Genomic DNA, 13781 nt, shown 5'->3' on the forward strand with positions numbered 1-13781 from the left:
TATGAAAAAAATACTTGTTGCCATTGATGGCTCACGCTACAGCGAAACGGCCCTGGATTATGCACTGGAGCTTAACAAAAGGGAAGAGAGCCTCATTATCGGGATATTTATCCAGGACATGAGCTATGTATATATGCTGGCAAACTACGGCATAGAACCGCAGCCTTACGAATATTCCTATGACATCATCCAAAAGGTGACAGACGAGGATGAAAAAGAAATTTATGGCTTCATTCGCGCATTCAATGAAAAATGCCGCAAAGCAGGCGTCAGCTTTAAGGTCCACCTGGACAGGGGCGTGCCTGCACATGAGATTGTAAAAGAAAGCATGTTTGCAGATCTTGTGGTCATCGGATATCAAACCTTCTTTGGCAACATCAGCAGCGCTCCTGACGAAGGACTGCTCCGCGATATTTTGCAGGATGCCAAATGCCCGGTCATTGTCCTTCCGGAAGCTAAGAAGGAAGTACACCATGTAATCTTTGCTTATGATGGAAAGGAATCCTCCGTATTTGCCATCAAGCAGTTCAGTTATTTATTTACGGACCTGTATCGTAGCGGCAAGTTTTCTTTCCTCACCGTCTTAAAAGATAAAGACGAGAAGGTGAAACATGAGGGATTGATACGCGAATACCTCCAGGCCCATTTTCCAAGCGTCCAGTTTCTGCTGCGCCATGGAAATCCTGACGAGGAAATTTCTAAATATGTGGCGGAATGTGAGGATTGCATGCTGGTTATGGGCGCATTTGGCCGCAGTACCTTATCGCGACTATTTGCTTCCAGTACGGCTAAATCAATTCTTCACGCCAAAGCGATTCCAGCATTTATTGCCCACATGTAAAATCCGCAGCCGGTTTTTTCAGCACATTTTTCCTGCGACATAAGCCACCAGTTCTTCCAGGTACAGCTTATCTGTTTCATCAAAAAATGCTACTTCGGTGCTGTCAAGATCCAGTACAAATAATAGTTCCCCGCCTTTAGCCCCCGGCACTACGATCTCTGATTTCGGTGCAGGGTGGCAGGCGATATACCCGGGAAATTGCGTAACGTCATCTACAATTTGCGTGACTCCGGTGGCTGCTGCTGTGCCACATACGCCTTTGCCCCATGCAATCCGCGTACAGGCAATCTCCCCCTGGAATGGACCCAATAACAACTCCCGGTTCTTACGCAAATAAAATCCCACCCAGTAAATTTTTAGCTCATACTTCAGCAATGCCGCCACCTGCGCCAGGTTTGTTGCCTGGCCAAGTTCCGGATCATAAATCGCCTTCGCCTGCTGAATGATCCTCAGGTAAGTTTCTTTTTTATTCATTCTGCAATTAGCTGTTTTTCTATTGGTTATTAAAACATAAGTACTCAAATCCAGCTTTTTATTATTTAATTTAATTTTTAATAATAAAAAGATTTTTTCGGTATTAATAAAATGGGCTTGCCAATTTATTAAATCGTTCATTCATAAAATTTAAATTTTTCTCCAAAAATACGCTGCTCTTCACTGATCAAAATATCCTGCGCAAATTTATGGTGCCGGGCATATATCTCCGGCTGGTTATTGCTTTGCGAAGCGGAGGACTGCTTTTTCATTTTAAGCTTTTAAATTTATTTTTGATTCAAAATGTTTTCAGGGCCTGCCACATTTTTGCTCCAAACAAAAAGCAGGGGACAACCTTTCTTTTTTATTCCCATTTAACAGGGTTTATAAAAATTGTAAAAACATAAATATGAACACATATTACGATCCTGCCGACCTGAAAAAATTCGGAGACATTGGTGAATTTGAACCCAAACTGGCGAAGAAGTTCTTTGACTGGTATGGAGATGTCTTTGCAGAAGGAGCGCTCACAGCAAGGGAGAAATCGCTGATAGCACTGGCAGTTTCCCATGCTATTCAATGTCCCTATTGCATTGACGCCTACTCAGTTGACTCACTGGAAAAAGGATGTGACGAAGCACAAATGATGGAAGCCGTACATGTGGCGGCAGCCATCCGTGGCGGTGCGTCCCTGGTTCATGGCGTGCAGATGATGAATAAGGTTAAAAAACTTACGATGTAAATAGTCTCATGAAGTCATTAAAAGCTCAGCACAGCGAACTTTCATACTCAGAAAATCAACTGCGGCTGCTAAATGGGGTGGAAGGCCACACTGGCAAATTCACACCCTTCAGTGAAAGGTTGAAGGAAACCGGTCTTTTTCCGTTGCGGCCCAGCGGCATCCAAATCTTCCAGATGAACCTGGGCAAAATGTGCAATCAGGTTTGCAAGCACTGCCACGTAGATGCCGGGCCTGACCGCAAAGAGATCATGACGCAAGAGACGATGCTACAGTGCCTTGAAGCATTGGATGGAACGGATGTTCCCATCGTGGACCTCACCGGGGGCGCGCCTGAGTTGAACCCTAACTTCCGCTGGTTCGTAGAAAGTCTGAGCGATTTGGGTAAGCATATTATTGACCGCTGCAACCTCACCATTATTCTCGCCAACAAAAAATACCACGGCCTGCCTGATTTTTTTGCCATGCACAAAATAGAAGTTGTAGCCTCCCTCCCTTATTACAGCAAACGAAGAACTGATGGCCAGCGCGGCAATGGAGTATTTGAAAAATCAATACAGGCGCTGAAAATGCTGAACGAGGCAGGATATGGAAAAGAGGGAACCGGCCTCAAACTCAATCTCGTATTCAATCCATCAGGTGCGTTTCTTCCCCCTGATCAAAAGGAGCTTGAAAAAGATTTTAAGAAGGAATTAAAATTACATTTTGGAATTGAATTCAACAATCTGCTCGTCATTACCAACCTCCCAATTTCACGTTTTCTCGATTATCTGATCGCTTCGGAAAATTATGACGAATACATGGAGAAGCTGGTAAATGCATACAATCCGGCAGCCGCCATGAATGTAATGTGCCGCGACACCATCAGCATTGGCTGGGACGGATTTCTGTATGATTGCGATTTTAACCAAATGCTGGATTTAAAGGTGGAAAATCAAGTCCCGCAGCACATTCAGGATTTTGACCTCGCAGCGCTGAACAACAGGAATATCATTTTAAATCAACACTGCTATGGATGCACGGCAGGTTCCGGCTCAAGCTGCGGAGGCGCCACCACGTAAGCACTTTGATTTGCGGCAGCCGCCAATTTCTGGTCATTCCTTTCGTTTAATCCTTTGTCTCGTAAATTAAACCCTCTCATTGTGCGTAAAAACTGTTTATTAATGATCTTTATGAAGAACCCTGAAAAGGGACAGGTGAAAACCCGGCTGGCCAAAGACATGGGAGAAGACAAGGCGCTCAATGTTTATTGCGATCTGCTGAAGCATACCCGGAATGTAGTGCGCGAAGTAGAATGCGACCGACAGCTTTACTACAGCAACCACATAGATAGCAATGATGGCTGGAGTAATCACGAATTTGAGAAGCGGCTGCAGCAGGGTGAGAACCTGGGTGAACGCATGCAAAACGCGTTTACCGAGGCATTTTTGCAGGCGTATGAAAAGGTGGTGATCATTGGCAGCGACTGCATCAGCCTCAGTTCCCCGGTAATTCAAAAAGCATTCGAGGCGCTCGGTACACAGGAAGTGGTGATAGGTCCGGCCACAGATGGCGGCTACTACCTGCTGGGAATGCGAAACCTCCTCCCACAACTCTTCCGCGACATAAACTGGAGCTCGTCCGAAGTCCTGAACCAAACGCTGCGAACCGTCACCATCCTGAACATGGAAGCCACGCTCCTCCCCCTTCTTTCTGACGTTGATACGCTGGACGATTATATTGCGCACAAACATCTGTTCGTGTAGGCAGGCATCTGCAAATGCCGTCTTGTGTAGTTCCTTCCTCTCGTCAGGATGACAAGTTGGAAGGTTTGGCCATCACGCTAAATCTGAGTGCCCCAATTATCCTCGCAGCCATTTCCTTACCTCCTTCAAAAGTATTTTTTCATTGGTTGAAGAAATGTTTACCAAATGAAAGGGGTCGGCTCCTTTTAGCATTTTCCAGCGCCATTCAAATTGTTTTGTGGTTTTAATGCTATCATTGTCATACCACCACGCGGTGAATAGCCGGGTTGAGCCTTTTGTGAGTTCAGCCATAAAAATGGTTTCGCCTTCAATTAAAAACGTTCGTTCTTTGGTAAAGGCAAAGCCACTCCCCTTCCAGCAAATAGCTGGACTGTGGGTACTGCTGTAAAAGCTCCGGCAGGGTTTCAGGTAAATCAATATGTCCTCCTGCTGCAATGTCAGGATTTCATTCTGGCTATAGGAAACCTCATATCCCGTTGCGTTTACTTCTACCGGATTTAGCATTTCTGGCGCATTATTTAGTTTATCCCCGGTAATTGCGTAGAAACCCATCAATACCAATAATCCCCCTTGTAAAAAGAAAGCGCCTTTTCCCTGCTTAAAAGGTTTTGAATCTTCCACTTTTTTAAGCCGGGTCCGCACAATATAAGGGACCAGCACATACAGCGGCAGCAATACCATTACCCCCAGGCAAAAAAGGCCAATAACCTCATGAGAGAAAGTGCCGGGCATCGAACGAAAAAATACCAGGGACAAAATACGCTGAAGATTGCCCAAAAGAATAAGCACGGCAATACACAAAAGATAAATTACAAAGCGTAAAAACGGCAATTCAACGCGCTGCTTTTGCTGATGGTAAGCCAGTAATGCCAACCCAAGAATAAAAGAAGTAATTATCATATTCAAACCTGCGCAGGCAGGATCTACCGTAAACTCAAATGCTTTGGTGCTGATCACGTTGCCTTCAACCACGGTAGATGGTTCAATATATTTAAATATGCTACCGGCCAGGGCGGTGAGTTGCAGGCGCAGCGGAAAGCTCACCAGGTTGAGCACATAATAAGAAAAAGGCGAAAGCAGAAGAATGAGAAATACCGGGATACGACTGATTTTCCCGAAATTAATTTCCACCACGAAAAGCAGGAATAGGCAGAACCCGGCAAAATACAATGTTTGGACTTTCAGGAAAAAATAACCAGCCAGGGCAATGAAACTTAAAATACCCCACCGCCAGCTCCGGCTATTTTTGTCAGTAATAAAAAAAGCAAAAGGAAGGCTCATCAGCACCAGATAAAAATTAACGCCAGGTGCCACATGTGCTATTAATAATTTAAAGCTCAGAGCCACAGCCAATGCTGCAGCCATTACCGGGAGCCACCAACGGGCCGGCATCAATTGAATTTTTAACAGCGCAGAATGCATTGATTATTTTAATTTTAAAATGGAAGCATATTAATTCCCAGACGCCTTAGTGCCAGGTTAATCAGGAACAGCGCACCGAAAATTATGAGTGCCCATTCGTGCGGTTCAGGCACGGCCCCATTTCCAAACAGAGTAGAATTTCCGAGGCTTTTCTTTGGGTCTTGTTCCTGTATGTCAAACCGTTGGTAATCCTGCTCCGTTTCAAGGGTGATGAGGCTGGTAAAAGGCGTGACCACATTGGCGGCATAAGCAAGGTCAACGGCTTCTTCATCATAGCCGCCTGTGAGGTGCTTCCTGGCGAGGCGGTGCATCACTTGGCCGTGTGCAAATTGCCGGAACAGGAGATCAGGCCCCCCGAGTGGAACAGTAGCATCGGTCTTCCTTATCGCTGCCCCGGATTGTGAAATAACGGCCAGGTTATCATGCGTATCCCATACAGGGAAATAATTGCCATTTACAAGTTTCTTTAATTCGTCTGCATTCCCCGAATGCGCTTGCACCAGGCCCAACTCCTCCAGACTTTTCCAATAGGGGGATTCATTTTTATTTAGACAAAACAGCTTTACTGCTTTTGGGTTTTTTCCAGCAAATGATTCAATACCTGACAAAAACCGGGTGTCTTTCAAATCTTCGAGAAGTGGAGAAGATTCATGGGGCTGGGAAATGATCAGAGCATTTTCCGGATCGTGAATGGCATAGAGCGGGAACAGTGAATAATTCAACTTTTGCAATGGATAAAAATGGGCGAGTGCATTTTCTGAATTAAGTTTTACCATTTTATCTTTTGAATAAACAAATACTTCTTTTTCTTTGAATAAATCCATTACCGCTTCGAAATCCGCATGGCTCCAATTATTGTTAATATCCAGGTAAACCCGCTGGAAATTCATTGACTGGTTTCTCTTTTTAGCCTCGCTTATTTGATAACTGAAACCATCCCATTCAAAAGCCTTTTCAGACAAAGGGACAACATCCAGCGAAGCGTTGAGGGTACCATTGCCAAAGCGGTCATCGCTGAACCAGCCATCATTTTCTATACGGAACCCCGGCAATGAAAAATCCTTTGGGGCATGGCCGTCAAAATGTAGCAGGGTCTTCATGACTGCACCGCCATCATCAGGTCCTTCATAGGCAATGTCCTGAAAATGCAGTTGCCCATCGCGGTGGTGTAGCGGGACCGTGAAACCCACTTTGAATTGCCGTTCTTCGGCTGGCGTACAGGGGAAAACAGTGACGGTGATGCGATTTCCTTCCTGCCAGTGCATCAGGGCCGGGTCCCTGCGCTCTATCCCTACTATGCTCACGTAGGCGCTGTCAGCCTTCTGCCGGGTGGTAAAGCGGGCGGGTTCTTCCTTTCCGTTAATCCAAAGCGAAAGTGAAGTGGCAATGGCTCCCGAAGGCAAATAAAATGAATACACCGCCTCCTGCTGGTTCATTTCACTGAAATGGCTGTTGTTGATCCTAAAAGTTTTCTCCACGTTGGCCAGCCTGAATTGCGGGTAAATTTTCACTGCCGTGTTTATTGATGTTGTATTCAAGTCCCGGCCCGACCAAAGCCTGCGGACGTATTGATGACGGTCGCCATTATTGATCTTGTGAAGAATGTCGGCATCTTCCGGGGCAAGAGGCAGTTCCCCGCCAATGCCTTTCATGAGCATTACCAGGGGATTGTATTCTTCAGAATTCCTGCTGGCTCCCAGCCATAAAAAGTCTGAATTCCGGTTGCTCTGAAAAAGGGTGTTTAAATCAAGGAGGTGGCGGTAAACCATGTTTTTGCTCAAGCGCTGGTCCATATACATCCATTCGGGAATGGTGCGCTGCGAAAACTGGTAATCAAGCTGGATTGCGTCAAGTTTGTTTTTTAGCACGCCCCAGGCAACACAATAAAATATGATAATACTAACTGGGGCAAAGGCACCAGCCAGGTAATAGCGCCTTCTGCGGAAGTTGTACTTTAATCCCCTGTAGCTAATGCGGCAAAGCCTGATGAAGGAAAAGAGGCAAACCAGAAGGTGCATCGAAACACCTATGGATAAAAAAATCACAACCGGAAAAGCAGCCAGCCAATACATAGGCGCGAGATACACGGCCAGGAATAAATGCAGAATACTTCCCGCCCCCAAAACAAACGCAGCCGTCAGGTTAATCCATTTGGGCAAATGGCCGCTAAACGAAAAGATCAGCATGGCTGCCAGCGACAGTATCAGGTAAGCGGAGAGCCAAACTGGCCAGGGTTCAAAAACGGCCATGTCACGATTGAGGCTGAAAGCGCTCACATAAAAGAGGGAAAGCGCCAGGGTCATCAGTGCATTGTCATATTTCCAGACCTTTAGCCGGTTTGTTTTCCAATCGGCATAAAGCATCACAACCATGCCTGCCAACGCCAGGATATAGTTCATCCAGAACCGCTGGTCCAGGTCCATCTCCCATACCCGCGCGACTTTTTGTAATGGAAGAAAATAGATGAGAAGGGAAATCGTTAGAAGTCCAAGCATAAAAAGAAATGCATGTTTGTGCGCTCTGTCCCTGAATATTTTACGCTGGAGAAAGGGTTTTCTTTTACTAGTTGCCGAGAGCTCCTCCATAGAGGTTTTCTGTGCCAGTTTTTTTTCCAGTTCAGCTAGTTGGAGGTCATGATGTTTATCCATTGGTATTGATTTTTGAATTGCTATAAAACGTAACAAAGAGCTTTGTATTGCAAAGTTGGAGTATAAATTTTTTTTGGTCTTAACGGAACTTTAATGAAAGAATAAATGCCGCACAAGTGCTAAAAACCAGAGGCCGCGACCTGCACAAGGTCGCTCCCCCCTTTGACGGGAGGCAGGGGGGTTTTGCTGCTCGGGAATGCACCGCTGCCATTAATTTCCTGGCAACTCCAAATTTTTACCCTTCTGTTTCTCTAATCAATTGTCCCAGCGCATCAAGATGGTCGGTAAAAGCCTTCCTGCCTGAGCGCGTGACCTGATAAGTAGTATTGGGCTTCTTCCCGACAAACTGCTTTTTTACTTCCAGGTATTTCAGTTTCTCAAGCGCGGAGAGGTGGCTGGCCAGGTTTCCATCCGTTACCTGTAGCGTTTCTTTCAGCGCATTGAATTCCACCCAGTCGTTTACCACCAGGATGGACATAATGCCCAACCGCACCCGATTCTCGAAAGCTTTATTCAGCCTGTTGACAATGTCCTTCATCGCTCATATTTCCAGTACATCCACACCCCGTAAATGATGTGCAGCAGTCCGAAACCGATGGCCCAGAACAAAATGCCGTGGCTGGCCACAAACCCGGCAACCAGTCCGATACCCACCTCCATCAGGCCGAGGTAGCGGACATCCTCAAGCGTGTATTTGCTGCCGTTTATCAATGCCAGACCATAGAACACAAGCAGCGAAGGCACCACCATTTCCAGCGCTCCCTGCACCATCAGCAGCAAAGTGAAAAGCCCCCCGGCCACCAATGGAATCAGCAGATTGGCGGTCAGCCGCCTGGCCGCACCGTTCCATACCGGCTGTTGTTCCTTCCGGGCGCGCCTGTTGGTGAAATAATAACCAAAGAACAGGGAAAGCAGCAAAGTACCCAGCGCCACCGCCATCAGGTACCGGAATTCGGAATACTGAAACAGGCTCCCGGTGTGCTCGTAGCCCGCAATACCAAGCGATAATGAATTGGTGCGCAAATAAGCGAACACGGCCCCGGCCAGGGCCACCAGCCCAATGCATATTCCTGAAAATCCACTCAGGGAAACGAAGCGGGTACTTCGCTCCATCATCACCTTAATGTCGGCCAATGATTTCAGGTGGTCACTTTGTTGATCCATATCAATCGTATTAAAGCACTTTGAAATACAAAGTTAATAAGAATTTGAAAAAGGATGGAGCCACAAAGGCACCATTGAAATTTTGCCACAAAGGCACGAAGAGCACGAAGGGGCATAAAGGGATGTTATTAAAAAATTAAGAAATAGTCACAAAGACACAAAGAGCACAAAGTATTTTTCAGGTTAGTCTGCGTTCTCTGTACTCCCGCTCTCGCTCCGCAAGTATGCGGAGCAACAGTTGAGAGAAGGAATATTTTATATTTAACATTTCATCAATCCACTCGCAATGTTGCCCGGATCATTGGGTTTAAATGAAAATCAAAATCTGCAAGAGGAGGGGATAAGCTCCAGCCACGCCCTTCCTTTAAATAATATATCCCATTGTGACGGTAGGGATGTTTTTTAGAAAAACCCAAAGTTGGTCCGGGGATTCCCTGGTCATTATAAATTACGTCCTTGCGAAATGATTGATCAAAAGATAGCATACATTCACTTGAACCCGGTGAAGGCCGGATATGTCAGGTTGCCAGAATACCCGTTCTGCAACAGTGCTTGCCCCGCAAGCCCACTGAAGGATATGGATGCCAAGGTTGGGGGTTATTCCAATAACTACAGCCAGCGGCTGGAAAACGTAGCCGTCACTTGGCTGGAGCCAAGCGACTGGCGGGGGGTGTCCTTCTGAGCTGCGGTAAATTTGGCCAGCCCACTGTGAAATAAATTTCTGACGCTGCTCACTCCGCAAAAAGGCATAAGAATGAGCAACTGCCAAAAGTTCTGTGCTCAGATAACCTCTTTTTTTTTGAGCGCAGTGAGCAGGCTGCTAATCTGGCCACCATCAAATAAATTAAGGAGCTGAATAAAAGTAGTTCCGACTTTTTCATTCGAGGTAAAAAAGTCATTCAGTTCTGAGAGCTTTTGATTATTTTTGTGTAGGTGCATGATGTGGAAATTGTAGTAGATTGTTCTGTAATGCCTTAAATATAAGGTGTTACAGCCAAATCATTGCACTTTTTTAGTTGTAGTTTTCCACACCTGTTACCGGCTGGGATAACTGGGAAACGTCAGGTCATAATCGAATACGTGAAAAAGTATTTTAGTATATTTAAAACTTAATTAATACTTACTATGGTGCAAATAACCAGTAACCTCAATCCTGCTACTGAAGCAGAAATAGTGAAGAGTATACATAGGTATTTTGAAGGATGCAGTCAAGCTTACAGAAATGATGACAGAAGCATTTTACATACAGTATGTGCTCCAGATTTAGTAGGCTTTGGTACTGGCCCTCATGAAAAGGCACAAAGAAGAGATGGTTTTGAGGATACTCTGTTCGGACCAAAGAACTTCCCTTTCCAAGATATCATATTCAAGTTAAAATGGGCTCACATTGAGAGGATTGGAGGGATGGCGTATGCATCTTGTGAGGTGGATGGTGATGTTCAAATGGATAACAAATGGTCGAGTATGCCGCCTTTGAGAGGAAGCTTCGTATTCCGATATGAAGAACCATCTGGAGCAGAGGTGCTTCCGTGGCAAATGATTCATTTGCATTACTCATTCCCGGATACCCAAACTGAAGACGAAAATATTGATATGCGTGCACTTGCCGAATATAATCGGGAGCTAGAGCGAAAGGTTGAAGAAAAGACGAGAGAACTGATGATAGAAAGAGAGAAATCAGAACGCTTGTTGCTCAATATTCTGCCAGGACCAATAGCAGAGAGGCTGAAGAACGGAGAACGCCCTATTGCCAACAGGGTAAAGGAGGTAACTATTCTCTTTGCTGATATTGTAAATTTCACGCCACTGTCTAACTTACTTTCGCCTGATGAAGTTGTTGATCTTTTGGATAGAATTTTTTCGGCTTTTGACCGCATTATTGATAATTACAAGCTGGAGAAAATTAAAACAATAGGAGACGCTTACATGGCAGTGGCTGGTATTCCTGAACAACACCTTAATCAAATCGAATCTGTAGCACTTGCAGCTCTTGAAATGCAAGAGGCGATTAAAACCATTAATAAGCACCACAGTCTTTCTTTAAGAATAGGAATCAATACGGGCACGGCAGTGGCGGGTGTTATTGGTGAAAAGAAGTTTATTTATGATCTGTGGGGTGATGCGGTAAATACAGCTTCCAGAATGGAATCTCAAGGGGTGCCTGGCAAAATTCAATGTACTCAGGCTGTCAAGGAATTCCTTCAGGATAAGTACAAATTTGAAACACGGGGAGAAATTGAGGTCAAAGGCAAGGGCTTGATGGTCACACATTTTCTGATTGGTGAGAAAGAAGGCGAGGCTGACGTAGTTGAGATACCAGGAATGACTGCAAATTGAACCTCATGCTAGTGCGAGTTTAGCGATAGCGTAACTCGTACCTTTACTTTGTCTCAAAGCCCTCCAGACCCCCGGTCCAAATCTCCGGGAAAAGAACACCCGCCCTGCTGATAAGGTGCTCCGACTGCAAAATCATTATACCCATTGCCATCTAAATCACCAATGTTTGCGATAGCAGAACCAAAGCGATCTTCCACTTCTAATTCATCTTGAAAAATAATAGATGAATCACTTAATTTATTAAAGCCAATTACTTCATGGTTTCCATTCAAAGATAAAAACCAAATTGCTCCACGAGATGAGGCTGCACTGGAGTTGGGTGCTCCTACAACAATTTCGTTAATTCCATCATCATTTAAATCCCCTGCATTAACCAACGAAGCTCCAAAATTTTCCTGGAAAATATTAAAATTGCCAAACCCACCGGTATTTCGTGCTATCCTGAAAGTTGTTGTTTTCATACCCGATGAATTTAACTGATGTAGGAATACCTCACCGTACGATTGTCCATTCGGTGAGCCAATTACGATAAAACTATTCGGAAGCCATGAAATTGCACTGCCATAACTTGTGGAGTTAGAAAAATCCCCATTTAATTTGGTGAGCTGCTTAACCTCTCCATTAGTCTGGCAGGATAGGCTCAGGGAGAATATCATTAGCCAAAAATGTAAGCTAAATCTAATAATATTCACCGGATCAAAGAAGTTGATTTGCATGGATTTATATTAGTATTGGTCTCTTAAAAAAATAACTGGCATGTTTGCTGGCTTTTTGCCCAATCTTCTTCATCACTTTCTGAAGGTGGCACATCCACCCAAACCTCCCATTCCCCGCCATCTCCCGTATGGCAAAGAACAAATCTGGGTCGGGGTCTTGGGCATCCAGTTCTTCTCCCGCGCTCTCTCGAACCCTGCCCGTGTGGGTTTCAGCCCTGCGCGATAATTTAAGCGGGACGTCCTGCATCCGCTCGACCTCGTCAAAGGCGAATGAGAGATGTTATTTAAAATTAAGAAATAGTCACAAAAACACGAAGAGCACGAAGGGGCACAAAGTGTTTTATTTATAATTGAAATAAGAGGGAGACACGAAGGCATTATTGAAATTTTGCCACAAAGGCACGAAGAGCACGAAGCCAGACAAAGGGATGTTATTTAAAATTAAGAAATAGTCACAAAGACACAAAGAGCACGAAGGAGCACAAAGTGTTTTTCAGGTTAGTCTGCGTTCTCAGTACTCCCGCTCTCGCTCCGAACGTATGCGGAGCGACAGTTGAGAGAAGGAATATTTTATATTTAACATTTCATCAATCCACTCGCAATGTTGCCCTGATCATTGGGTTTAAATGAAAATCAAAGTCTGCAAGAGGAGGGGATAAGCTCCAGCCGTGCCCTTCCTTTAAATAATAGATCCAATTGTGACGGTATGGATGTTTTTTAGAAAGACCCAAAGTTGGTCCGAGGATTCCTTGGTCATTATAAATTTCGTCCTTGCCTGATATAGCTTCAAACGAAACAAAAAAGCCGTTCTCCGGAATGGCGATTTGATATTCCTTTACGTCAACTGTAAACCAACCTTTCTTTCCAGCCCTAACCACCAGACTAACCGGCAGAATATCTTCGGCTGGAAAAACGGTATCCGCTTGGGAGGCATAAATTCTTACCCGAAAGGGCGCTTCAGGAAATCCTTTGCTGCTGATAAAATAGGAAACAGAAATAATTTGACCCCGTAAATTATCATTGGGAAAATATAAGGCCGATTGAAAGTAAGATCCGGCATACCCGGCCGGCCGGTTCGATATCACCCCGGCCAGGATTTCCCTCGATTCTTTGCTTTGTAAAAACACGGCTTCATTTAATAAATAAGTTTTTGGAGCCAGAAATATTTTGGCAGTGTCATTTTTCGGATTAGTCCGCAGCAGCACAGTATCGGTAGTATATCCTATCGAAGAAACGATAAACCGCTGGTTCAGAAGTTTGGCATCACCCACAATTTTTGCCTTGCCATCAGCATTAGTGGCTATACCGTAAGTGCGGTCAACAGCCTCCAAAGTAGCATAAGGCACGGCTTGCCCGGTAACTTTATCCAGTACTTGATGGTTACTGAATTAAGCTGCATATTTAACAGCACTAAAAAGAAGCAGGTAAATAACATGGAATAACCTTTAATTAATAAGATCAGTAAACAACTAAATCCCGCTCACACTCCGCAAGTATGCGGAGCGAGAGCCGGGGATAGTGGCTGTTTAGATAATGTGCTATAGATGCCCCCGGCACCGCACGTGTTACGCTGCACTAAACGCGCGCTGACGTAGGAGTAGCTTGCGGGAATTAAAGTGAATAGTTCATATTTATTTTTCTTTTAGGTATAGGCGCTTAGGTAGCAATATGTTATTTTTGCTCCATGTTAAAGAG

At 44.9% G+C, this 13781-nt stretch carries 15 protein-coding genes; 6 read left to right on the top strand and 9 right to left on the bottom strand.

The genetic code is table 11. From position 1 onward, the window contains the following. Window position 1 precedes the first annotated feature (1 nt). Window positions 2–841, top strand: coding sequence for a universal stress protein (locus tag WD077_12410; GenBank protein ID MEX0968036.1), 840 nt, complete (start codon window positions 2–4; stop codon window positions 839–841). A gap of 18 nt (window positions 842–859) precedes the next feature. On the opposite strand, the gene WD077_12415 is transcribed toward WD077_12410, so the two are convergent. Then, window positions 860–1315: a GAF domain-containing protein gene (locus tag WD077_12415; GenBank protein MEX0968037.1), complete on the bottom strand. Its 456-nt coding sequence runs from the start codon at window positions 1313–1315 to the stop codon at window positions 860–862. Window positions 1316–1452: 137 nt separating this feature from the next. Further along, window positions 1453–1587 carry a hypothetical protein gene (locus tag WD077_12420; protein ID MEX0968038.1) on the bottom strand — a complete coding sequence of 45 codons (135 nt, stop codon included), beginning with the start codon at window positions 1585–1587 and terminating at the stop codon, window positions 1453–1455. Between the two features lie 137 nt (window positions 1588–1724). Between WD077_12420 and WD077_12425 the strand changes: the two genes are divergently transcribed. The 3 genes from WD077_12425 (at window position 1725) to WD077_12435 (ending at window position 3799) form a co-directional block, all read left to right on the top strand. Further along, entirely contained in the window at window positions 1725–2057 is a 333-nt protein-coding gene (locus WD077_12425; protein ID MEX0968039.1) for an arsenosugar biosynthesis-associated peroxidase-like protein, read from the top strand. Between the two features lie 8 nt (window positions 2058–2065). Then, window positions 2066–3115, top strand: a complete 1050-nt coding sequence (arsS, locus tag WD077_12430) for an arsenosugar biosynthesis radical SAM (seleno)protein ArsS (GenBank protein ID MEX0968040.1) — start codon at window positions 2066–2068, stop codon at window positions 3113–3115. 102 nt (window positions 3116–3217) lie between these two features. After that, window positions 3218–3799: a TIGR04282 family arsenosugar biosynthesis glycosyltransferase gene (locus WD077_12435; GenBank protein ID MEX0968041.1), complete on the top strand. Its 582-nt coding sequence runs from the start codon at window positions 3218–3220 to the stop codon at window positions 3797–3799. A 96-nt stretch (window positions 3800–3895) separates the two neighbouring features. Here the strand turns inward: WD077_12435 and xrtN are convergent, their stop codons facing one another. The 4 genes from xrtN to WD077_12455 form a co-directional block, all read right to left on the bottom strand. Next, entirely contained in the window at window positions 3896–5221 is a 1326-nt protein-coding gene (xrtN, locus tag WD077_12440; protein MEX0968042.1) for an exosortase N, read from the bottom strand. A 14-nt stretch (window positions 5222–5235) separates the two neighbouring features. Next, complete coding sequence (locus WD077_12445) at window positions 5236–7869, bottom strand: XrtN system VIT domain-containing protein (protein ID MEX0968043.1); 2634 nt, start codon at window positions 7867–7869, stop codon at window positions 5236–5238. 235 nt (window positions 7870–8104) lie between these two features. Continuing rightward, the gene (locus WD077_12450; protein MEX0968044.1) at window positions 8105–8407 is read right to left on the bottom strand and encodes a transcriptional regulator; all 303 of its coding nucleotides are present in this window, start codon (window positions 8405–8407) and stop codon (window positions 8105–8107) included. After that, a complete protein-coding gene (locus WD077_12455; GenBank protein ID MEX0968045.1) occupies window positions 8404–9033 on the bottom strand; it encodes a hypothetical protein in 630 nt (209 codons plus the stop codon). The genes WD077_12450 and WD077_12455 overlap by 4 nt, the downstream gene beginning before the upstream one ends. Window positions 9034–9496: 463 nt before the next feature. Here WD077_12455 and WD077_12460 point away from each other — a divergent pair, with 463 nt between their 5' ends. After that, window positions 9497–9715 carry a hypothetical protein gene (locus WD077_12460; GenBank protein ID MEX0968046.1) on the top strand — a complete coding sequence of 73 codons (219 nt, stop codon included), beginning with the start codon at window positions 9497–9499 and terminating at the stop codon, window positions 9713–9715. A 98-nt stretch (window positions 9716–9813) separates the two neighbouring features. Here the strand turns inward: WD077_12460 and WD077_12465 are convergent, their stop codons facing one another. After that, window positions 9814–9972: a hypothetical protein gene (locus WD077_12465; protein ID MEX0968047.1), complete on the bottom strand. Its 159-nt coding sequence runs from the start codon at window positions 9970–9972 to the stop codon at window positions 9814–9816. Between the two features lie 186 nt (window positions 9973–10158). On the opposite strand from WD077_12465, the gene WD077_12470 reads away from it, so the two are divergent. After that, window positions 10159–11370, top strand: a complete 1212-nt coding sequence (locus WD077_12470) for an adenylate/guanylate cyclase domain-containing protein (GenBank protein MEX0968048.1) — start codon at window positions 10159–10161, stop codon at window positions 11368–11370. Between the two features lie 53 nt (window positions 11371–11423). Here WD077_12470 and WD077_12475 read toward each other — a convergent pair whose 3' ends face one another. Both WD077_12475 and WD077_12480 read right to left on the bottom strand, forming a co-directional pair. After that, window positions 11424–12086, bottom strand: coding sequence for an integrin alpha (locus WD077_12475; protein ID MEX0968049.1), 663 nt, complete (start codon window positions 12084–12086; stop codon window positions 11424–11426). A gap of 587 nt (window positions 12087–12673) precedes the next feature. Next, a complete protein-coding gene (locus WD077_12480) occupies window positions 12674–13432 on the bottom strand; it encodes a hypothetical protein (protein MEX0968050.1) in 759 nt (252 codons plus the stop codon). Between the last annotated feature and the right edge of the window lie 349 nt (window positions 13433–13781).

Source organism: Bacteroidia bacterium (genome assembly GCA_040880525.1).
GTDB lineage: Bacteria > Bacteroidota > Bacteroidia > CAILMK01 > JBBDIG01 > JBBDIG01.